Raw genomic sequence first — 20,829 nt, 5'->3', positions numbered from 1 at the left:
AAACGGGTCCGTCAGCTGCGCTTTTCGGGCGCCAGCAGTGTCAGCGAGCAGATCAGGACGGCGAGGGCCAGGCACGTCCAGCCGACCAGGTGGACGAGCCTCCCCGCCGCTCCGCCGGTGGACACATGCAGGCCGAAGGCTGCGATGAGGCACAGCGGAAGGGAAGCGCTCACCGCTCCCCGTTTTCTGCCCTGGGCCAGGGTCCAGGTGCCCCGGAGGCTGAGCAGGCCGAGGAGGCCGAAGAGGAGCACGAGGAAGGGCGCGAAGACCAACCCGTAATAGACGGAGCCCACGATCAGACACCCGAACAGGGACGTCGAGACGCACCCGGTGAGAGCCGCATGGCGCAGACGGCTGTGCCGGGCGAGCACCCGGCTCGCCAGCCAGGCGGAGAGTACCGCCGGGAAGAGGCCGATCGTCGAGGCGAGGACCACCTGGTCGGCGGGGAGACCGGACGGCAGGGTCACGGCCAGGGGAAAGAGCAGGGGCGGTAGCGCCACCAGCAGCCCTGGCAACGTGAGGTGTCGCACCATGGTCCGCATCCTCCTTCGTGGGCACGGGCGAAGGCCCCGGCCGGGCCCGCGATCGCGGACCTGGCCGGGGCCGGGACATCAGCTGCTGGAGTGGCTCCCGTCATCGCAGAACATGGGGATGTTGGGGGTGCCTCCGGGGAAGCCGGAAGGCACGGCCTTCAGGCTCCAGGGGTTTCCACCGTTGCCCTTGACCTCGGTTCCACAGGAGCCGTAGCCGGTGTGGTGGTCGTCGCCGAGCGGCAGGTTGGAGAACGACTTGAAGTCACCGCGCTGCACGGGCCCGTTCGCCGGCTGCCCGGTCTCGTCGACCATGTGGCCGTCGAGGTAGAGGTACAGGTTGGGCATGTAGCTCTGGTACACGAGCCCTGTCGTCGGGTTGTCGTCGATGTTGGCCGCGCTGGTGGGCTTGACGGTGCCGCCACCGCAGAAGGCCATGCTGACGTTCTGCCAGATCGGCGGCGCCATGTTGAACAGCGACCCCTGGGGGTTGCCGCCGCCGTCGAGGGCGGGCGAGCGGAAGAACAGGCTGTAGATGTCGCCCGCGGTGTCCGCGACCTCGACCGGGATCTGCCGCTGGTCGGCCAGGCTCTTCAGCTTGTTCACCCAGGCGTTCATGTTGGTGTCGGTGTTGGGCGCCTCGTCGAGCGGGCGGTAACCGATGCTGCCGCCGCTGACGAACTTGGTCGTCACGCACTTGCCGGTGGAGTCGATGGTGGTCGGCTGCTGGCCCGAACGGTAGGCCTGTCCGGGGGTGAGGCCGGTCTCCAGCGGGTTGGCCACATGGGTGGTCTGACCGGTGACGTTGCCGTCCTTGGCGTCGAACGACAGGTCGGGCAGGGTGACGCCGAGCGAGCCGTAGTCCTTGACCGTCGCCTGGATGAAGTTACGGGCGAACGGGGCGATCTCGGTGTTGCCGGTCCGGCCCGAGTCCACCACTTCCTCGGTCCCCGGGATGATCTTTCCATCCGGGCCGACCACGTACGACGCGTCGATGTGCGTCTTGATCTTGTACGAGCGGTCCTCGTCGAAGGTGTGCTCGTTGATGGTCGACGGCGGCGCGGGAATCGCGAAGCCGAGCCAGTCGGCCTGCGAGGGATGCGCGTTCGGGTCGGTTCCGGCCGCGTCCACGTCGGACTGCCAGGACTTGATCGCGGCGGAGGTGTTGCCGCCGAGGCAGAGGTCGTTGTACGTACCGTTGCAGACCTGGAAGTTCGACAGGCCGACCAGCTTGTACTGGTTGTCGAAGGTCGTACCGCCGGCCGTGCGCGAGTGCGCCCAGTCGTAGATGGTCTGACGCGTCCGCATGGGCGTCTTCATCAGCCAGGGGGTGTCGGTGTCCAGGTTCTGGTTGCTCTCGAAGATGGCCGCCGCGTCGAAGGTGTGGTGCTCGTACGTGCCGTCCACGGGGACGAACGCGAGCGCGTCGTACGCCACGTCCAGCTCACCGGAGGTGGAGTCACCGGTGACGTTGGTGAGAGAGACCTTGGCGTTGGAACCCAGCTGGAAGTAGCCGACGGTCACCCAGTCGTTGTTGGCCTTGGACTGGTCGACGATCCGCTCATGGGTCTTGCCGTCCTTGGCCGTGACCTCGTAGTGGGCGCTCTTCGTGGTGTGCGAGGGATACGGGACGAACGCCTGCACCTTGTAGACGTGATCGGCGAGATTGGGCGTCCACGTACCGCTAGTGGTGAGGTAGTTGTCCCAGTTGTTGGGCTGACGCGCGTGCGAGAACCAGTAGTGGCCGCCGAAGCCGCCGCCGATCTGGTGGAGGTCCTCCTTGGCCTCGTACTTGCCCTCGTCGTCCGTGCGGAACTCCCAGGAGAAGGAGCCGTTGCTCGACCAGCCACGGGACCCGCAGCGGTTCTGCGGTGCGCCGTCGGGCTCGTCGTCGACGATCACGGTGCCGCTGGGCAGGGCGTTCGCGTCACAGGGGCCGAGCTTGGGATGGGCGTCACCGGGCTCGCCGCGCACGGTCTTGTACGTGAGGTACTCGTTGCCGCACTCATTGGCCAGCCCGCTGGGGGGCGCCGGCTTGCTGCCGCAGTTCTTCCACGTGACGTCGTGGCGGAACCAGTGCTGGTTGTAGCAGGAGACGGTGTGGCAGACCGGCGGGTTGGCCCAGTCACACCCGTTGGTGGTGTCGCAGAACGCGGACAGTGGCGGCTTGACCGAGGAGGTGCGCTCCATGGCGTTGGACCACCAGGCCGAGGAGAAGCCGTGCGTGTTGCCCTTGTTCGGGTTGCCGTTGTCGTCGTACGAGTGGCCGGTGTCGATGGGGAACGCGCCCCAGCCCATCACCTTCTCCTCGTACGCCCAGTTCTGCGGCTTCGCGGCGTCCGCGTAGTGGTTGTTGTCGAGGAACGCGCCGCGGTCCGCCGGGTACTTGGGGTTGGCGGGGTTGTTGGCCCAGCCGAGTCCCCAGGCCGACGCGTCGTCCGGGTTGCTGCCCCGCACGTTGAGGCCCGCGTTGTAGTCCCAGACGGCGGCGAACCAGTTCTCCGGACGCGTCGGGTCGTCGTCGTTCAGCTTGATCTGCGTACCGGCGGTGTGGAGTTCGTTCCACTTGTCCTGCAGGATGCGCGTCGAGTAGGCGATACCGGTGGCGTAGTCCAGGGCGACGGCCCGCTGCTGGTCCGGCGGAAGGAGCACTTCCCCTTCCTTGGGGTGCCCGGCGATGCGCATACCGTCGGTGGCCTGGCCGATGCCGTAGCCGCAGTCGGCCTTGTCCCAGTTGATCTTCCAGATGCGCTTCGGGTCGTACCCCGTCGTGCCGGCGTAGATGTTGGTGCCGTAGTAGTTGCCGATCAGCGGGTTGCCGTACTCACCCGGCTCGGCGTGCGAGCTGGCCTGCCAGAGGTTGGACTCCTGGGTCAGGATGCCCAGCATGACCTGCGCCGGGATCCGGCCGCCGGTGACCAGGGGGTGCGAGGGGAACATGCCCTGCGGCGACCAGGCCGGCAGCCCCGAGTTGTGCCAGTTGGCGGGCCGGTTGGCGTGGTCCGAGGTCAGCAGGCCCCGGATGGCCATGTCGGCCGCCCACTCCACCTGGTTGGGGGTGGGCTGGTAGACCTGCGTGTTCACGTCGTTGCGCGGCACCGCGCAGTAACGGTCGCCGTCCACCGGGTCGGTGGCCGGGTCGCCCGAGGCCGCGGCCTTGGCGCCGGACGCGGCGAGCGCCTTCTTCACGGTGCTGCGGCCGCCCGCGATGAACGGGAGCAGCGGCGAGGGCTTCGCCCCCGTGTCGGCCTGGGCCGGGGTCTGCTGGGTGGCGACCGTGAAGGCCAGCGGCTTGTCGGTGGCGGTCGCCGTCGCCTTGATCTCGACGGCCTCGGCCACCGGGGCCTTGGCCCGCATCAGCGGCGAGGCCACCTTGTCCGCGAGGTGCTGGGGAACGGCCTGGACGACGGCCAGTTGGCCGTTGGTCGACAGCTCCGCCTGGGCGGGTGCCTCGGTGACGCGGCGCATCGTCGAGGGCAGGTCGCCCGCGGCCGTGGACTTGCCGGTCACGAAGACCTTGCCGGCCGCGCCCTGCACCAGACCGACCTGCCCGAGGGCGCCGACGGCCAGGGTCTTGACCGTACGGCCCCGAAGGTGCTGGACGTCGACCTTGCCGCCCTTGGCGGGCTCCAGGAAGGCGACGTTGCCGTCGGCGTCCGGGTGCAGTCGCGTCGCGGTGCCGTGCGTGGTGGCCACCACGTCCGCCTTGCCCGCCGGGCCGACCTTGACGAGGTGCGACCCGGCGGCGGCTATGACGTCCTTGCCGACCGGGACCGCGGAGGTCGCCTGGCCGTCGACCGTCCCAGTGGAGACGATCTTTCCGGTGGCGGCGTCGACGGTCTGGAACTGGGTCTGCTCGCTGTTGCCGTCGGCGCTCGCCTGTGTGACCACGGCGGTCTCACCCGCACCGCAACCGGGGTCGAAGTAGGCCAGGCTGGCGTTCAGCGCCAGCTTGGTCACCTTCCCCGACTGCAGGTCCACGACCGCCGTGAAGGCACCCCGGTCGAAGAGGTCGTCGCGGTTGGTGAACGCGCGGGGTGCGTAGACCACCACGGCCCGCTTGCCCGAGCCGGTCACACACGCGTTGCCGATCCACTGATCGGTATCGAGGCCCGGCTCCGACAGCGTCGCCACGGTCCGCCAGGTGTAGCCCGCGTTGGCGTCCGCGACCAGCACGTGGAATCCGGTGGCGTCACCGGCCGTCGTCCAGGCGCGGTCGGTCGACTTCTTCCAGTCCTTGCCGAGGGCATCGCCCCGCTGCTCGGGCGCCACCGTGTTGGGCGCGGCAGCACCCGGCGCCGGGGGCTGACTTCCGGCGGCATCGGACTGCCCGGCCCAGGCCATGGTGCCCTGCAACAGCCCGGCCACCATGGCCAGACCGGCCGACGCGAGCACGGGCACCCGCGCTTTACGGGCGGTTCTGCGAGGTCTCAAGGAGATCTCCGATTTCGTACGTGCACGCGCCACGGCGACGCGTGATGGTGAGTCATGAGGTCGTGGTCAGGACGTCGTGAGAAGGAGAAAGACGGCGCGTCGCGGCGACGGTCCGGGGGAGGGGGGCGGCACCCCGGTGCCGTGCGCACGACGCCGTCGAGACTCCGGTGGTCGGCGACCGACGCACCCGCGTACAGCGACGGGTCTGCGAGGTCACCGCAAGCTAACCTTCTGGCCCGCGAGTTCGGGCGTCCCAAGCGTCCCTACAGCGTCCCTGGGACCGTTGGGACGACCGGACTGCTCGGGTCCGGAAACGCATGTATGGGGCCGCCCAGAAGGCGGCCCCACGTCGAACGGCTGATCAGAGGTCAGAGGGTCAGGGAGTCAGCGCCCACTTCTGGTTGGCCAGGCCGTTGCAGTCCCAGATGCCCAGCTGCGTGCGGTTGGCGGTGCTGAATCCGAGGTCGTCGAGGCACTTGCCGGTGAGGACGTTCTTCAGCGATCCGTCCGGCTGGGGGATCCACTGTTCACCCTGGGTGCCCACACAGTCGTAGATCTCCACCTTGGTGCCGTTGGGGCTGTCGCTGCTCCCCCACACCACGTTCAGACACATGCCGAGGCCGCGCACGCTGTGGTCGTTGCCCAGCGTCCACCACTGGGCGCCGGTGCCGTTGCAGTCGTAGATCTGCACGGGGGTGGCGACCGTGGTCTTCCCGCTGGCGATGTCCATGCACTTGCCGCCGTAGCCCACCAGACGGCCCTGGCGGCCGGCCACGCCCACGACCTCGGCCGAGATGTGCTTGGTCGCCCAGGAGGCGCCCGTGCAACCGCCGACCGAGGTGCCGTTGCCGGTGATCACGTTGCCGAGCACCGTGAACGGGTACGGCTGGCCGTCGACGAGGTAGAAGCAGCCGACCACGGCCCGCCACTGGACGCTCGGGTCGACTCCCGTGCACGAGGCGCTGCCGTACGGGCCCTCGTAGTGGGTGGAGCAGGAACCGGGGCTTGAGGCATGCGCGGTGGCGGGCAGGGCGGCAGCGGTGAAGATCGCCAGCAGGGCCGTGAATAAGGCGGCGACAGTGCGTCTCATGTGGTGCTCCTTCGTTCGCGAGCGTGCGTCGGAGGGGCGCTCGATCGAAGTTGGTCAGGCTCGATCGGATCAGGCGCCCAAAGCGCTTCGAAGCTTGGCCGACCGATCCAACAGGTGTCAACTGGTGTGAAGAAGCTGGCCAGTTCATTCATCTCAGTTCATGTCGTTGCCGTCGGCTCGCCCCTGGCCGAGGGTGGGAGGTCGGTTACTATGCCGCTACAGAACGGAGGTGGGGCAGTGCCGGAGGCCGGAACCCAGTCATTGGCCGAGCGAATAGAGGCCCTCTTCCAGGCGGTACGCCGCCCGGACCGCACTCCGTACAGCAACGAGGACGTCGCGCGGGCCTGCCGCGATTCGAGCGGAGAGACGTTCTCGGCCACCTATCTGTGGCAGCTGCGTACGGGCCGCCGGGACAACCCCACCAAGCGGCATCTGGAGGCGCTGGCCACGTTCTTCCAGGTGCCGGTCGCGTACTTCTTCGACGACGCCGAGAGCGCCCGGATCTCCGAGGAGGTCGCCCTGCTCTCCGCCATGCGGGACGCCGGTGTACGCGATGTCGCCCTGCGCGCGGTCAATCTGTCCCCCGACGGACTCGGCACCGTACGCGACCTGATCGAGTCCATCGCCCGCCGGGAGGCCGATCGTCGCAGGTCAACCGAGCGGTGAGACACCGCCGTTGGGGTGCCGACCGGGCAGTCCACCCATCCGCTGCGGCCAAGAACCTGCTGCGACGGTGCCGGGGCATCGCCGCCTCACTGGAACTCCCCGTTCCGTTCGACGCGGTCGAGCTCATCGCCGACGCGGCCGAACAGCGCGGCAGACCGATCGAGCTCATGCCGATCCCGTGGACTCCCGGGGTGCCCTGCGGTCTGCTGGTCAGTGCGGACCAGGCCGACTACATCGCCTACGCGGAGGACACCTCTCCGCTCCACCGCCAGCACATCCTCGTGCACGAGCTGTCCCACCTCCTGTGCGGCCACGACGGCACACTCTCCACCGAACTGACGCCGCACCTCGCGGACGAGCTGGTGCACCGGGTCCTGGGCCGGACGGTCTACACCGAACCGCAGGAGCAGGAAGCCGAGTTACTGGCCTCGCTGATCATCCAGCGTGCGGTGTGGGATCTTCGTGAGCAGCCCCCGGATCCCTTCCTCGGCCCCGCACCCCGACGGAGGCGGCCATGACCGATCTCCTCCAGTGCCTCGTCGGGCTGGCCCTGTGCGTGTTCGGTGCGTACCGGTGGAACACCGTACGCGGCGAGCGTCAGGCGACCGCCGCCCAGCGGTATGTCCACCGTTCCGTCTTCTGCCTCGGCATCGCCCTCATCGTCCTCGCCCCCGCCACGGCCCGGGCCGTCGAGCACACCATCGCCCTGCCGGGCCTGCCCATGCTGATGGGCGATCAACTGCGGATGCTGGCCGTCTCCTGCCTGGGCCTGCTGGCCGCCCGATCGGTGCGGCGGCAGGCCATCGCCACCGCGCTGACCCTCCTCATCATGGTGGTGCTCTTCTCGGCGGCCGATCTCCAGCACGCCTCCGGAGAACTCTTCGTCGATGTCGGTCGGCGTCCGTTCCTGGCCGCGTACAACACGGTCATCACCCTGTTCCCGGCCTGGCACTTGGTGGCACTGGTGCGGGTGACCCTGCGCAGAGCCCGACGCGCCGGGCCAGGTGTCCAGCGCGTCGGGCTGCGGCTGTTCTGCGGCGGCGTGGCCGTGGGCGTGGTGTGGACGGCGTGGGGCCTGGACGACATCCGGCTCGCCCTGTTCACCGGGCGCCAGACCGACGGCGAGGACACCGTCTCCACCGTCCTGGGCCTGCTCTGCGCGACCCTGGCCATCACCGGAGGCAGCACCTCCGCCTGGACTCCGCTGCGGCACTGGTGGTGGTCGTACCGCACGTACCGGGCGCTGAACCCGCTGTGGTCCGCGCTGCATCGGGAGTTCCCGGAGATCGCGCTTCAGTCGCCCCGGCACGGTATACGTATCCGTCAGTTCACCCCAAGCGCAGTGCGTTTCGCCCTCTACCGCCGGGTCATCGAAATCCACGACGGGCTGCTTCTGCTGCGCCCGTGTATGGAAACACTGCCGGAGCCGGTGACGGCCGCCGAGTGGGCGGCGGCCATCGCGGCGGCGCTGGACAAGACGACAGCCGACTCGCCCGTCCTGGCGCCGGAGCCCGGGTACCGTCCTCTGCCACTAGAAGCCGATGCCGAGGGAGGGGAGGTGGGAACGGACGCCGAGGCCTCCCAACTGGCCGCCATATCAAGGTCCTTCGCCACCCGAGCGGCATTCGCCCCACGCCGGGCAGACCTTTCTGTCCAGTGATGCGACCGAGGTGTCGTACCGTGGCCGCGTGGGGAACGTATTCGGTGGTGGCGGCACGAGCCTGGACCTGTCCAACGGCGGCACAGAGGTGTTCATCGACGTGCTGATGCTGGCGGTGTCCGATCTCGCCGATGACGTGTGGGACTACCGCTTCGCGTCTCTGCTGACTCTTCAGGACCAGAACGTGATGGGCCGAGGGGCTGTCGGATTCGACCTGGAAGACATCGCATGGGGCACGACTCCAGCGGAACGTGCCCGGTCGAAGGACTTCGTACTGCGTGCCACGACGCTTGCGCTGAGCGGCCATCGCTGGAGCGAGCTGGGTTACGACCCACCCTTCGCCCGTGACTACCTGCACCAGTTCAAGGCCATGGTCGAGTCCTTCGTACCGGCTGACGACACCCACCTCGGCGGAGTCTTCCCCGGGCCGGACGAACGCGCGATGGCCTCATGCGTACAACACCGGATCCTCAGTGCGCTGCCGCACTGGGAAGGGTGTTTCCTCTGCACCAGGTCGATCCTGTCCTGAGCGTGGTCGAGCGGAGTGGGTCTAGCCGTCAGCCGGGCGCCACTTCCGAGATCAGTGCGCGGACGCGTGTCTCGATCGCGTCGCGGATGGGGCGTACGGCCTCGACGCCTTGTCCGGCCGGGTCGTCGAGCTGCCAGTCGAGGTAGCGCTTGCCGGGGAAGACGGGGCACGCGTCGCCGCATCCCATGGTGATCACGACGTCGGACGCCTGGACGGCCTCCGCCGTGAGGATCTTCGGGGCCTGGGCGGAGATGTCGATGCCGACCTCGTTCATCGCTTCGACCACGGTCGGATTGACGGTGTCGGCGGGGGCGGAGCCTGCGGAGCGGACCTCGACGCGGTCGCCCGCGAGGTGGGTGAGGAAGGCGGCTGCCATCTGGGAGCGGCCGGCGTTGTGGACGCAGACGAACAGCACCGACGGGCGCGAGGCGGGAGTGCTCATGGTGGGTGTCTTTCTCGGGGGGTGTGTCAGGAGGCTGCGGGTTCGGGTTCGCTGCGCGGGACGCCGATCTCACGGTGTGCCGGGGCGGTGTTCGGGCCGTATACCGCGGCCACGATGGCGAGTCCGAGCGCGGCGCCGAGCAACTGGGCGGCGATGAACGGGGTGACGGAGGCGGGCGCGATCCCGGCGAAGGTGTCGGTGAAGGCCCGGCCGATGGTCACCGCCGGGTTCGCGAACGATGTGGAGGAGGTGAACCAGTAGGCGGCCCCGATGTACGAAGCCACCGCGGCCGGAGCGAGCGTGGCACGGCCGATCCGGGTCAGGCCGAAGATCAGCAGGATCAGCCCGGCCGTGGCGACGACCTCGCCGAGCCACAAGTGGCCGGCGGACCGGTCGTGGGTGGAGAGCCTGACCAGCGGCTTGGCGAACATCGCGTCGGCCAGGACCGCCCCGCCGATCGCACCCGCGATCTGGGCGGGCAGGTACGCGGCGATGTCCCGCAGAGTCAGGCCGTCCGGAGTGCGGCGGCCGGTGAACCAGGCGGCGAGGGTGACGGCCGGGTTGAAGTGCGCGCCGGAGACCGGCCCGAGCAAGGCGATCAGTACACCCAGGCCGAAGACGGTGGCGAGGGAGTTGGCGAGCAACTGCACGCCGACGTCGTGCGACAGCTCGGTGGCCTGGATGCCGGAGCCGACCACCACGGCCACCAGCAGCCCGGTCCCGATCGCCTCGGCGGCGACGCGGCGGCCGATCGGCGCGGTCACGCGGTGGCTCCGGCGGGCTGTGGGACGGTCAGGAACGCTGCGAGATTGTCCAGGACGCCGGGCAGCACCCAGTAGTACACCCAGGTCCCGCGCCGCTCGCAGTCGATGAGCCCGGCTTGGCGCAGCAGCTTGAGGTGGTGGGAGATCGTGGGCTGGGACAGGTCGAAGGCCGGGGTCAGCTCACATACACAGACCTCGCCGCCCTCCCCGCGCGAGGCGATCATCGACATCAGGCGCAGCCGGACCGGGTCGCCCAGAGCCTTGAACACCTTCGCCAGCTCGGCCGCCCGGTCCTCGCCCAGCGGCGCGACGGACAGGCCGGGGCAGCAGGCGGCGTCCTGGCCGATCACCTCAAGCTCTTGTTTCGACATACTTCTATGTTGACGTTTGTCGATTCAAGGCGCAAGGTTGAATCGATGAAGCTCAATACAGGCTGTTCAGGGGAGTGAGCCATGAGCGATCAGTCCAACGGCATGCGTGAGACCGTCCGCCGACGGTACGCGGCTGCTGCTGTCAAGGTCACCGAGGGTGGCACCGCCTGTTGCGGGCCGCAGCCGGTCGAGATCGACGAGAACTTCGGCTCGACCCTGTACGCCGCCGACGAGCGCGACACCCTGCCCGCCGAAGCGGTCGCCGCCTCTCTCGGCTGCGGCAATCCGACCGCCGTGGCCGAGCTGCGCGAGGGCGAACGCGTCCTCGACCTCGGCTCCGGCGGTGGCATCGACGTCCTGCTCTCCGCCCGCCGCGTCGGCCCCACCGGTAGGGCGTACGGGCTGGACATGACCGACGAGATGCTCGCCCTGGCCGTCGCCAACGCCGCGAAGGCGGGCGCGACGAACGTCGAGTTCCTCAAGGGCACGATCGAGGCGATCCCGCTGCCCGCGCACACCGTCGACGTGGTGATCTCCAACTGTGTGATCAACCTGTCCGTCGACAAGCCCGCCGTCTTCGCCGAGACCTTCCGCGTGCTCAAGCCCGGCGGCCGGATCGGTGTAACCGACATCGTCGCTGACGACACCCTCACCGTCGAACAGCGTGGGGAGCGCGGCGACTACGTCGGCTGCATCGCGGGAGCCCTGTCCTTCGCCGAATACCGCGCGGGCCTGGAGGCGGCCGGCTTCACGGGCATCGAGATCACCCCCACCCACACGGTCGCCGACGGCATGCACTCGGCCATCGTCCGCGCCCACAGGCCCACCACATCTCATACGTAGCGGACCCGCCGCTCGCCATCGAGCTCGCCCCAACCCGTCCCAGGGTGTCCCGACCTGTCCAAATGGGTTGCTGGACAGGCGTGTTGACGAGAAAGCTCGGCAGGGCACGGGAAGGGGAGCAGTACCAGGGCTGAGACGCCGTTGCCGCACTCATCAAGAAGCTTGTCCATCGAACGGGGTGGACATCGACAGCTCGCGGCCGGTCACGGTGAGGGGGAACACCCTCAACGGGGGCCGGGCCGGCCGCGACCCTCATGGCGGTTTGCGTCCTCGTCGGCCCGGGGTGCGAGGTGACCGGGTCGGCGCTGCGGTGTGTGACCCGTACGAGCTGATACGGCCTGCCACCCCTCGCTGGGAGGCAGAACGCGGGGCGGGGACGCATCGTCCCAACCGTGCTGTCGTATGAGGTTGGTACCGCGCCAGTGGCGGGCGGCAGCCCGCAGACGGACGGTGTTCGCGAGGGTCGCGCTGCGCCACATCTACGGGGAACTCCATGCCCTCAGCCTGGAATCGCGCCTCTTCGGGCGTCCCCGCACAGGTCCGTACGGGGCACGGACCAGCCAGAGAGCCGGGGCCCCGGCTCGGGACCCCGGATAACTGCCCGGTCCGCGCTCAGCTCTTCGGCTCACTCAGGATGCAGAACTCGTTGCCCTCCGGGTCGAGGAGGGTCACCCAGTGCTGCCCGTCCTGCGCGGTGTCGACGCGCCGGGCACCGAGGGAGAGCAGCCGGGCGACCTCGGCCTCCTGGTCGTCGGGGCGGAAGTCGGGGTGGAGCCGGTTCTTCGACGTCTTGCCTTCGGGGACAGGCACGAAGAGCAGGCCCGGCATCCGGTCCGGCTCAGGCCGGATCTCGATGATTTCCTCGGATTCGTCGACCACAACCCAGCCGAGGGCCTCGGCCCACCAGTGCCCGAGAGCGACGGGGTCGGCGGAGTCGACGATGATCTGTTCCCATTCCAGTGCCATGGGCCTGAACATTAGGAGACCGGTGGCTCACCCCGCAAAACCGCCACTCTTCCCAGTCCTCCACGTCCTCCGCGGCCGCCTCAGGCACCAACCTCGTGAGACAGCACACCTATCGGCGCCGTGCCGCCCTCAAAGCGGCTCCGGGCGCTCACAACCGTGCCCATCTGGCCACGGCGGCTAGGAGGTACGGGACATGGGCCCGTTCACAGGGTGGCGTGCACAATGAGTGTGCCGATGTGATCGGGCTCGGGGGCATCGACAACCGTCACCTCGGCGCCCGTGAAGCCAGCCTTCGTCAGTAGGTTGTGCCACTTGCGGGGCGTGTAGCTGTAGCGGTAGGTGAACATCGCCTTCCCGGCGAATCCGCCCTTGTACATGCCCTGTGGCCCGTACGCGCCAGGGATGGCCGGGGGGTGGGAGAACGCCAGGACTCCGCCAGGGTTCAGCCGTTCGGCGATCAGCGGGAGCAGCTTCTGCGGGTCGGTGAACCACACGGCCCCGAAGATCGAGTAAATGGCGTCGTACGTGTCCGTGGTGGCGCTCAGATGGTCCAGCACTTCGGCGCAGACGAACCGTGCCCCCAACGGACCCCACCTCGCAGTGGTGTTGGCGACCATGACGGGCGAGAGGTCCACACCCGTTGCCTTCACCCCTCGCTGTGCGAGGTAGGCGAGTGCTCGCCCCGTGCCGCATCCGATCTCCAGCACGGTTGCGGGGTCTCCCAGCAGTTCGGGGCCCGGTCCGTGCCCGGAGTACTGCGTCCAGCAGAAGACGGGGTCGGCGTCGAACACCTTGTCTTTGGTGCTCTCCGCGAAGGTGTCCCAGAGTTCGCGTTCGCTGTCGATGTTGTGCTGGGCAGGCAACGGGACTTCCTCCGTGTCGGGCGGGCAAGGGGGTGCCCCCGCCCCTCGTGCGAAGTCTGGGGGCGAGGGCACTCTAGTGCCGTGTCAGTGGCTGTCGGGGACCTTGTCGTCGCATGGCGAGCAGTCGGACGCGTCCACCGCCCACAGCTCGGCATCGACGGTGAAGCCGTTCTTGCGCAGCAGTTCGGCCGTGCGCATCACGGTGCCGTCCCGGCGGCGCTCGATCAGCGGCGCGTGGTGCTTGTACCGTCCGCCGTTGTACTCCTCGCACAGGGCGAAGTAGAGCGGGGTGTCGAGGATGAGCTGATGGACACCTACGTCCACGGTCTTGCCGACGCCCATGTCCACGCCAGGGCATTCCATGGCGGTGATCAGGTACGCGATGCCCTGTCCGAGGATGCGCTCAGCGAGGCTGGGAACTTCCACGCTGTCTCGCAGCAGGAGCGCGACCTCCCGTTCCCACAGGTCGGCCACGCCCACGTCCGCGACCAACTGCGGGACACGTTCACGCACCGCGTTGAGGATGATTCGCGGATCACGGGTCCGCGTCTGAACGACTGTGCTCATCGTGCGTCTCCTCCTACTGCTGTCGGAGTGGTGCACTGCACTTGCCGAGTAACCGGCTCATCCCCTGCCCCTAAAGGCGGCGAGGTCACGCATGTTCCGGCTGTGCCTCGCGAGGGCTGCGAGCTGAATCTTCTCCCGGTCGTTCGCTTCACGGAGGGCTACGACACGGGTATCCCACCTCAGCCCGGAAGGTCGCTTCAGGGTGACCTTGGGCCCTCGTTGCTCGTGGACGACCCCGACCATCTGCGAACCCCTGTCGAACACTGCCGCACCGGGCTTCCACTCCGCTGCCTGTCTCATCCCGCCCGCCTTATCACTCCGTCGTTGACTGGCTCGTACAACCAGTCAACGCCTCTATGTGCAGGGGAACTTGCACGGAGTTTGCACAACGGACCTGCGGACACCCGTGTCGCCTGTGACGATGGCTGACAGGACCCCTATCCGCGAGGAAGACTGAGCCCATGAGCACTGATCTCGCCCCCGGCGCGAACCTGGCAGCGCTCCGAAAGGAACGCGGTTGGTCACAGGCGCAGATGGCTAAGAAAGCGAACATCTCAGTCTCTCTCCTGTCCAAGATCGAGGTAGGAGACCGGGCTCTGACACCTGCCGTCGCGGCTGCCGTCGGCAAACCCATGGGACTGTCCATGGCTGAGGTCATGGGGACGACCCCTGTTACACGGGGCGCCAAGCAGCCCTTGGAAGACCTGCGGGCGGCTATCAGGGACTACGACCTGCCGGGTCGCGAGGCAGTAGAGGAGAGCAGGCTGAGCGCCGACATGGGGGCGGCGGACAGGTACCGGAAGAAGGTCGACGTCTCGAGCCTGCTGACCATGCTTCCGAAACTGCTCAGGGACGCTACGACGAACGCGTACGCCGTGAACACGGCGCAGTCCTGGATGGTGTTGGCAGACGCCTACAGCACCGTCTATTGGCTTGCTGCGCGGCACCGCTGGATGGACATGGCCGAGCTTGCCGTCACTCGCCAGCGGTGGGCAGTCGAGGAGAAGTCAAACCCCTTGGGGGTGGCTGTGGCAGCTCGGGACCGTGCGGGCACCTACCTGAACTTCGGTGACGTTGAACGAGGGCTGAGCCTTGTGGACAGGTCCATTGCAGAGGCTCAGCAGAAGCTCGACAGCACGGACCGTGACATTGCCGTGTGCATCCTCAACCTTCGAGGAATGACCTTGGCGGGCAGGCTCAGGGACAAGAAGGAGGCCAAGCGAGAGGCGGAAGGCACATTCGGTCCGCGCTGGCCACGTCTCAGGGGATGAGTCGTGAGCTGGACGTACACGGCCTGACGGTCGGTCCTCAGAACGTGTTCACGCATCGGTTGGCCACCAATGTGGATCTCGGTAGGCCTCGTGAGGCTCTGGCTCTGACAGATGACCTAGCGGCCGCCCTGGAAGGGATGCCTCCTACCCGCGTGGCCCCGACGTACATCAACGCGGCGCGGGCACGGCTCGACATCGGGGACCGTGACGGAGCCCTGGAAAACCTGTCGATGGCCTGGGCCGTGGCCCCCCAGTTCGCGCGCATCCATCCGATGGGCCGGGAGGTGTTCCGGGTTCTCTCGTCCTTGCATCGCCGCAGCAACCCCGAGCTGCTGAGGTTGTCCAAGCTGTCTGGGATTTCCTTCTGAGCGGTCTTGGTGATTTGCCGTGCGGCTTGGGGAGACGGTCGTCCAGTAGTTGGGTGGAGCCATGCCCGTGGTAGCGTCGCGCTCTTCTCCGGCGTGTCCGGACGGAGTCTCGTCAGGCACATCCATGACCAACCCGCAGCAGCAACTCCAGGACGCACTTGAGGCCCTGGACGTTGCCTCCGCACCGCTTTCCGGGCTGCCGTTCTCGGTGGGCGGCTGTACCCACTGCTACACCGAAGCCGATCTCGAAGTCCTGGGCGAGCCCGTGCACCGGGTGCCGGACCAGCTGCTCTTCTCCGTCGCGCTCAAGACGCCCGACCACTGGGACAACTTCCCCGGCCTGTACCGCCGGTTGATGCCCCGCATCGTCCGCCTCCTCATCGCCGACCAGCTCGACCACGGCCTGGTCGCCTCGCGGCTGCTCGCCGCCGGGTGGCGCAACTGGCCGGCGCCGGAACAAATAGCCCTGGACGAGGTCTGGCACGCCTGGTGGCGCTCCGTCCTGCACTCCCGCCCGATTACGGGGCATATCACCGATGTCCTGGAAGCACTCGCGGTCACCGCGGGCACCCTTGCCCCCTGGCTGGACCTGTGGGCCGAAACCCGCACTGAGGCGGCCGACCTGCATCTGAGCGACGCGCTCGACTACTGGCTTGTCGAAGATGAGCTCGCCGACCTCCATCTCGGCTTCTACGACGAGCTGCACGCCACTCCACAACTGCTGCCCTGGCTCCTCTCCTTGGAGGACGGCCGCATCGACGCCACCCAGCTGAGGGAAGTCGAGCGCGTCTCATCCAGCTAAGCGATCTTGGATGTAAGGCCCGGTCTGATCCGCCGCCCTGGCTCGTTGCGTGAGCGCGCGGTCGACGGCGAGGCGGAGATCCGCGCCGGTGGCGTAGGCGCGGACCGGCATGTCCTGGTACTTGACCGAGCGTCACACACACTCGATCCGGAACAGATGGACCCCGAGCACGGCCAACCGCCCCACGGTCAGGCGCTTCTCCACACCAGTGACGACGCGGCAACACGCCGGGTGAGGGTCAAGCGTCCGCCTCCCCGCGCGCTCGTGTACTGGTTCATGAGTAAGGTAGTGAACCAGTAGAGCAATGGAGGCATGATGTCACTGCTTGACGGCGACGGCCCGATCTTCGCCCAGATCGCTGCCGAGTTGGCGAACCAGATCGCCGACGGAACGGTGGGCGAGGGAGAGCGGGTCGCGTCCAGCAACGAAATCGCGGCGTTCTACCAGGTCAACCCGGCCACGGCGGCGCGCAGCCTCACCGTGCTCGCGGAGCAGGGTCTGGTGGAGAAGCGACGGGGCGTCGGCATGTTCGTCGCGAAGGGGGCGCGGGACCGGCTGGTACACGAGCGGCGGCGCCACTTCGCCGACCGCTACCTACGCCCGCTGGTGGTCGAGGCGGCAAGGCTCGGGATCGGCCTTGACGAACTGCTCGGGCTGGTGCGCGAGGAGTTGGCTTCGGTCGAGGTGACGACGGGAGCAAAGACGACGGAGGCGAAGGCGTGACGCCGACGATCTCGGTCACCGGCCTGGAGCGCCGCTACCGCGGTCACCAGGCGCTGACCGATGTCACCTTCGACATCGGCACGCCGTGCATCACCGGACTGCTGGGCCGCAACGGCGCCGGGAAGAGCACGCTGCTGCGCATCCTGGCCGGCCAGGAGTTCGCCACCGCCGGACGCGTGCGGGTGTTCGGGGCCGGGCCGCTGGAGAACGACGCGGTGCTGCGCCGGATGATCCTGGTGCGCGAGGACCAGACCTACCCCGACCTGCGGGTGCGGCACGCGGTCCGGGCTGCGTCGCTGCTGTACCCGAACTGGGACGCCGAACTGGCCGGCATGATGCTCGACGCGTACGAGCTGTCGCCGACCCGGCCGATCAAGAAGCTCTCACGCGGCATGCGCACTGCCCTCGGCGTCACCATCGGGCTGGCCGCCCGCGCCGAACTCACCCTGTTCGACGAGCCGTACGCGGGCCTGGACTCGGTCGCCCGCGCTCTCTTCTACGACCAACTGCTCGCCGACTACACCGCCCACCCGCGGTGCATCGTGCTCTCGACCCACCTCATCGACGAGGCCGCCGAGCTGCTGGACCGGGTCCTGGTCCTTGACCGAGGCCGGCTCGTCCTCGACGCGCCCGCCGACGACCTGCGCGGCACCGCGACGACCGTCACCGGCCGGGCCGGCAACGTGGACCGGCTGATCGCCGGCCGCGCGACGCTGAACCGGCGCTCGATGGGTGCCCAGACCACGGCGGTGTTGGTCGGCCGGCTCGACGCACGCGACCGCGAACTCGCCCACCACCTGCACCTGCGCCTGGAGCAGGTCACGCTCCAGCAGCTCGCGGCCTTCGCGGCCGAGCACCACGACGGCTCCGACCTGCTCGCGAGGACACCCTGATGCGACCACCCACCCCGACCCTCACCGTCGTCCGCTACTTGCTCCTCGACCGCGTCACCTACCTGGTGCTGCCCTGGGCATGGGCTGCCGTCAGCTTCGTCCTCGACGTGGTGATCCTGCGGCTCATCCCGGCCGGCCACGGCGACCACCGCTGGGTCGCCGGCCTGATCGCGGTCCCGCTCGCCATGCTCGGCGTAGGAGCCCAGTCGGCCTCCCGGGCGCTGCCCTTCGCCCTCGCCCTCGGCGTGAGTCGGCGTAGCTACTTCCGCGCCGCCACCACGCTGGCCCTCGCCCTGGCCACCTGCTTCGGACTGGTCATCGCGATCGGCCGGGCCCTGGAAGGCGCGACCGGCGGCTGGGGCATCGCCATGGACTACTTCGGCGTCTCCCACCTGCTCGACGGCCCCTGGTACCTGTGCTGGCTCACGGCGACGCTCACGCTCCTCCTGATGTTCGCCTACGGGATGTGCTACGGCCTGATCCACCGCCGCGCCGGGCTGCCCGGCATCACGGCCTTCGGCGCGGCACAGCTCGGCACACTGGCGCTCGCCGCGCTCGTCGCGACCTGGACGCACTCCTGGACGGACATCGGCCACCACCTCGGCACCGCCACCGGCCTCACCAGCGTCCTCGCCCTTGCCTGCGCCGTACTGCTCGTCAGCGGCTTCGCCACGATCCGGAAGACGAGCATATGAGCGCGGCAGGGCTGGTGGACGCGGGACATGAGGCGCGGGCCGGGGAGGACGGCGGGCGGATCGCACCGCTGGACCGGCGGGTGTTCGCCGTCGCGGGGACGGTCCTCGCGCTGCTGATGGCGCTGTCCCAGCGCTACGGCTTCCACCGCGACGAGCTGTACTTCCTCGACTGCGCCCGGCACCTGCAGGCAAGTTACGTGGACCAGCCGGTACTGGCGCCGCTGATGGCCAGGCTCTCGCTGTCCCTCTTCGGGGTCTCGGAGGCGGGACTGCGGCTGTGGCCGGCGCTGGCCGCCGCAGGCACGGTGGTCGTGGGTGCCCTGACCGCACGGGAGTTCGGCGGCACGCGACGCGCGCAGCTGCTCGCGGCGATCGCCACGGGTACCATGCCCGTGCTCCTGGGCAGCGCGCACGTCGCCAACACGACCTCGTTCGAACTGCTGGCCTGGGCGGCAATCGCCTGCGTGGTCGTGCGGATCGGCCGCACCGGCGACACGCGGTGGTGGATCGCCGCCGGAGCGCTGGTCGGCGTCGGCGCGGAGTTCAACCACCTCGCGGCGATCTTCGCAGCCGTCCTGCTGACCGCGGTGCTGCTCGGCCCGGCCCGGCGGACCGCGGCCGACCGCCGGCTGCTCGCGGGCGCGGCGATCGCCGCTCTGGCGGTGTTGCCCGACCTGTGGTGGCAGGCTCACCACGGCTGGGCCATGTTCGAGATGACCCACGCGCTCAACCGCGAACACGGCGGCCCGGCCAACATCCTCACGTGGATCGTGGGACAACTCGGTATGTCCTGCCTGGCGATGACGCTGTTGTGGCTGGCGGGCCTGCGGTTCCTGTGGCGCTCCGGCCGACCGCTGTGGCGCTGCCTGGTGATCGCCTACGCCGTCCTGTTCGTCCTGTTCGCCGCGACGACCGGAGCGCAGGTCTATTACCTGGCCGGACTGTACGTGTGCCTGCTGGCGGCCGGCGCGGTTGACCTCGACGGCTGGCTGCACGCCCGCCCGGGGCGGCTGCGCGACCTGATGATCGGAACCGCCGTCTCGGCCACGCTGTCAGCCGTGGTCGTCCTCCCGGTGCTGCCGGCCTCCGCCACGGCCTGGACCTACGGCATCAGCCCGATCTCCGGGGAGACCCAGGGATGGCCCCAACTGGTCGGCACCGTACGGCAGGTGTGGAACGGACTTCCGGCCGAGCAGCGCGCGAACGCCGTCATCTTCGCCGCGGACTACAGCGAGGCCGGCGCCATCAACGAACTGGGCCGCGGAACCGGACTGCCCACCGCCGTCAGCTCCCAGAACACCGACTGGTGGTGGGGCCCCGGCAACCCGAACGCCACAACCGTGGTGGCCATCGCCCCCGGCCCCGACCACGCACCCGGATACGAGACCCACCTCCGCCAGTACTTCCGTACCGTCCATACCGTCGCCACCCTCCCCACCCTCGGCGGCACCCACACCATCGAATCCGGCGGCCACGTCTACGTCTGCATTGACCCCCTCCGCCCCTGGGGCACGATCTGGCCCGAACTGCGCAACTACGGGTGAAGCTCACCGAGCTGGAAGGACTCCGGCGTCGTCCTCGGTCAAGATGCTGGACGGGCCGAGGCGGCCGGGCTCGGCCCCGACCCCGGCGCCATCCTGCTCGACAGGGGTGACAGGAAGCGGAGTTGGCGCGGGCTTAAACCTGTCAACTCCCTGACATGTACCCAGATCTGGACATTCGGGGGCGCATTTCGGCCGGGCGGCACTAAACAGATTGCCCTGTACAGCCGCTTTATAGGATCGTCGTTGTGCAAGCGCGAGACGACGCGATGGCCGCATTACGGGGGCATGGTGATGCGTGTTCAGCATCACGCCGCCCGCGCGGTCGTCGCGAAGTGAACTCCCGATTCGATATTCGAGTTTAGGAGAACTTGTGATCTCAAAAACAAAGAAGGTCGCGCGTTCCGCGGCCGTGGCGTTCGCCGCAACTGCCGCGATCACCATGGCCATGCCGACCGGTAACGCTTTCGCCATTGACCACGTCGCCTGCCGCGGTGGGGAAAACTTCCTGAAGATCTGGTCGCACAGCAATGGGCGAGACAGTGTGGACTGCTACGCGAACAAGGGGAGGACCGATTTCGGCGGGTGGTGGGTCGACAAGATCTCCACGGGGAACAACGACTTGATCTACTACGACGCCAACGGTGATTCGGTGAAGATCGAGCGGTGGCACGAGATCACCTTCCCGAACCGTCCGCCGAAGGTCAACTCCATCGAAATTCTGTGACGATGTGACGGGCTGGTCGCCCGGGATGGCAATTTTCACTGATTATCCACTCACGGATACCGCCGTTTTCCGGGCGGGCATCGG

General features: G+C 68.5%; 22 protein-coding genes. 13 read left to right on the top strand and 9 right to left on the bottom strand.

Going from position 1 to position 20,829, the window contains the following annotated elements; translation table 11 throughout:
• Positions 1-11: 11 nt before the first annotated feature.
• The 3 genes from BG418_RS10370 to BG418_RS10360 all read right to left on the bottom strand — a co-directional run bounded on the left by BG418_RS10370 (position 12) and on the right by BG418_RS10360 (position 6,054).
• Entirely contained in the window at positions 12-533 is a 522-nt protein-coding gene (locus tag BG418_RS10370; RefSeq protein ID WP_188273460.1) for a hypothetical protein, read from the bottom strand.
• A 78-nt stretch (positions 534-611) separates the two neighbouring features.
• A complete protein-coding gene (locus BG418_RS10365; protein WP_188273459.1) occupies positions 612-4,964 on the bottom strand; it encodes a hypothetical protein in 4,353 nt (1,450 codons plus the stop codon).
• Between the two features lie 376 nt (positions 4,965-5,340).
• Positions 5,341-6,054, bottom strand: a complete 714-nt coding sequence (locus BG418_RS10360) for an RICIN domain-containing protein (RefSeq protein WP_188273458.1) — start codon at positions 6,052-6,054, stop codon at positions 5,341-5,343.
• Positions 6,055-6,291: 237 nt separating this feature from the next.
• Between BG418_RS10360 and BG418_RS10355 the strand changes: the two genes are divergently transcribed.
• Genes BG418_RS10355 through BG418_RS10340 form a run of 4 tightly spaced genes read left to right on the top strand, consistent with a single transcriptional unit; the run spans position 6,292 to position 8,909 of the window.
• On the top strand, positions 6,292-6,720 hold the full coding sequence (locus BG418_RS10355; protein ID WP_317453593.1) for an XRE family transcriptional regulator: 429 nt from the start codon (positions 6,292-6,294) through the stop codon (positions 6,718-6,720).
• Positions 6,717-7,238, top strand: coding sequence for an ImmA/IrrE family metallo-endopeptidase (locus tag BG418_RS10350; protein WP_317453592.1), 522 nt, complete (start codon positions 6,717-6,719; stop codon positions 7,236-7,238). The genes BG418_RS10355 and BG418_RS10350 overlap by 4 nt, the downstream gene beginning before the upstream one ends.
• Positions 7,235-8,380 (top strand): MAB_1171c family putative transporter, encoded by a 1,146-nt coding sequence (locus BG418_RS10345; protein WP_188273456.1) that lies wholly within the window; start codon positions 7,235-7,237, stop codon positions 8,378-8,380. The genes BG418_RS10350 and BG418_RS10345 overlap by 4 nt, the downstream gene beginning before the upstream one ends.
• Positions 8,381-8,408: 28 nt before the next feature.
• Positions 8,409-8,909 carry a hypothetical protein gene (locus BG418_RS10340; RefSeq protein ID WP_188273455.1) on the top strand — a complete coding sequence of 167 codons (501 nt, stop codon included), beginning with the start codon at positions 8,409-8,411 and terminating at the stop codon, positions 8,907-8,909.
• 28 nt (positions 8,910-8,937) lie between these two features.
• Here BG418_RS10340 and BG418_RS10335 read toward each other — a convergent pair whose 3' ends face one another.
• From BG418_RS10335 to BG418_RS10325, 3 genes are read right to left on the bottom strand one after another with little or no spacing between them, the layout of a single operon-like run.
• Positions 8,938-9,351, bottom strand: a complete 414-nt coding sequence (locus tag BG418_RS10335) for an arsenate reductase ArsC (protein ID WP_188273454.1) — start codon at positions 9,349-9,351, stop codon at positions 8,938-8,940.
• Between the two features lie 26 nt (positions 9,352-9,377).
• Positions 9,378-10,115, bottom strand: a complete 738-nt coding sequence (locus BG418_RS10330) for an aquaporin (RefSeq protein ID WP_188273453.1) — start codon at positions 10,113-10,115, stop codon at positions 9,378-9,380.
• Complete coding sequence (locus BG418_RS10325) at positions 10,112-10,486, bottom strand: helix-turn-helix transcriptional regulator (RefSeq protein WP_188273452.1); 375 nt, start codon at positions 10,484-10,486, stop codon at positions 10,112-10,114. Before BG418_RS10325 ends, BG418_RS10330 begins: the two co-directional genes overlap by 4 nt.
• An 81-nt stretch (positions 10,487-10,567) precedes the next feature.
• On the opposite strand from BG418_RS10325, the gene arsM reads away from it, so the two are divergent.
• Positions 10,568-11,329, top strand: a complete 762-nt coding sequence (gene arsM / locus BG418_RS10320; RefSeq protein WP_188273451.1) for an arsenite methyltransferase — start codon at positions 10,568-10,570, stop codon at positions 11,327-11,329.
• 612 nt (positions 11,330-11,941) lie between these two features.
• On the opposite strand, the gene BG418_RS10315 is transcribed toward arsM, so the two are convergent.
• From BG418_RS10315 to BG418_RS10305, 3 genes are all read right to left on the bottom strand, one after another.
• Positions 11,942-12,295: a VOC family protein gene (locus BG418_RS10315; protein ID WP_223184630.1), complete on the bottom strand. Its 354-nt coding sequence runs from the start codon at positions 12,293-12,295 to the stop codon at positions 11,942-11,944.
• Positions 12,296-12,498: 203 nt separating this feature from the next.
• Positions 12,499-13,158, bottom strand: coding sequence for a bifunctional 2-polyprenyl-6-hydroxyphenol methylase/3-demethylubiquinol 3-O-methyltransferase UbiG (locus BG418_RS10310; protein WP_188273449.1), 660 nt, complete (start codon positions 13,156-13,158; stop codon positions 12,499-12,501).
• Positions 13,159-13,242: 84 nt separating this feature from the next.
• Positions 13,243-13,725 (bottom strand): hypothetical protein, encoded by a 483-nt coding sequence (locus tag BG418_RS10305; protein WP_188273448.1) that lies wholly within the window; start codon positions 13,723-13,725, stop codon positions 13,243-13,245.
• Between the two features lie 461 nt (positions 13,726-14,186).
• Between BG418_RS10305 and BG418_RS10300 the strand changes: the two genes are divergently transcribed.
• The 8 genes from BG418_RS10300 (at position 14,187) to BG418_RS10270 (ending at position 20,745) form a co-directional block, all read left to right on the top strand.
• Positions 14,187-14,996, top strand: a complete 810-nt coding sequence (locus BG418_RS10300; protein ID WP_223184629.1) for a helix-turn-helix domain-containing protein — start codon at positions 14,187-14,189, stop codon at positions 14,994-14,996.
• Between the two features lie 152 nt (positions 14,997-15,148).
• On the top strand, positions 15,149-15,364 hold the full coding sequence (locus BG418_RS39760) for a hypothetical protein (protein ID WP_223184628.1): 216 nt from the start codon (positions 15,149-15,151) through the stop codon (positions 15,362-15,364).
• Positions 15,365-15,488: 124 nt separating this feature from the next.
• A complete protein-coding gene (locus BG418_RS10295) occupies positions 15,489-16,166 on the top strand; it encodes a hypothetical protein (RefSeq protein ID WP_188273447.1) in 678 nt (225 codons plus the stop codon).
• A 312-nt stretch (positions 16,167-16,478) separates the two neighbouring features.
• Entirely contained in the window at positions 16,479-16,889 is a 411-nt protein-coding gene (locus tag BG418_RS10290) for a GntR family transcriptional regulator (protein WP_223184627.1), read from the top strand.
• Complete coding sequence (locus tag BG418_RS10285; protein WP_188273446.1) at positions 16,886-17,782, top strand: ABC transporter ATP-binding protein; 897 nt, start codon at positions 16,886-16,888, stop codon at positions 17,780-17,782. The genes BG418_RS10290 and BG418_RS10285 overlap by 4 nt, the downstream gene beginning before the upstream one ends.
• Complete coding sequence (locus BG418_RS10280; protein ID WP_188273445.1) at positions 17,782-18,477, top strand: ABC transporter permease; 696 nt, start codon at positions 17,782-17,784, stop codon at positions 18,475-18,477. Before BG418_RS10285 ends, BG418_RS10280 begins: the two co-directional genes overlap by 1 nt.
• Positions 18,474-20,021: a glycosyltransferase family 39 protein gene (locus BG418_RS10275; protein ID WP_188273444.1), complete on the top strand. Its 1,548-nt coding sequence runs from the start codon at positions 18,474-18,476 to the stop codon at positions 20,019-20,021. The genes BG418_RS10280 and BG418_RS10275 overlap by 4 nt, the downstream gene beginning before the upstream one ends.
• A gap of 370 nt (positions 20,022-20,391) precedes the next feature.
• Entirely contained in the window at positions 20,392-20,745 is a 354-nt protein-coding gene (locus BG418_RS10270) for a beta/gamma crystallin domain-containing protein (RefSeq protein ID WP_188273722.1), read from the top strand.
• Positions 20,746-20,829: the final 84 nt, after the last annotated feature.

Origin of the sequence: Streptomyces sp. CBMA152 (genome assembly GCF_014596475.1) — a bacterium.
GTDB lineage: Bacteria > Actinomycetota > Actinomycetes > Streptomycetales > Streptomycetaceae > Streptomyces.
Note: the sequence above shows the minus strand (reverse complement) of the source record. Positions and strands in the feature narration are given on the sequence as shown.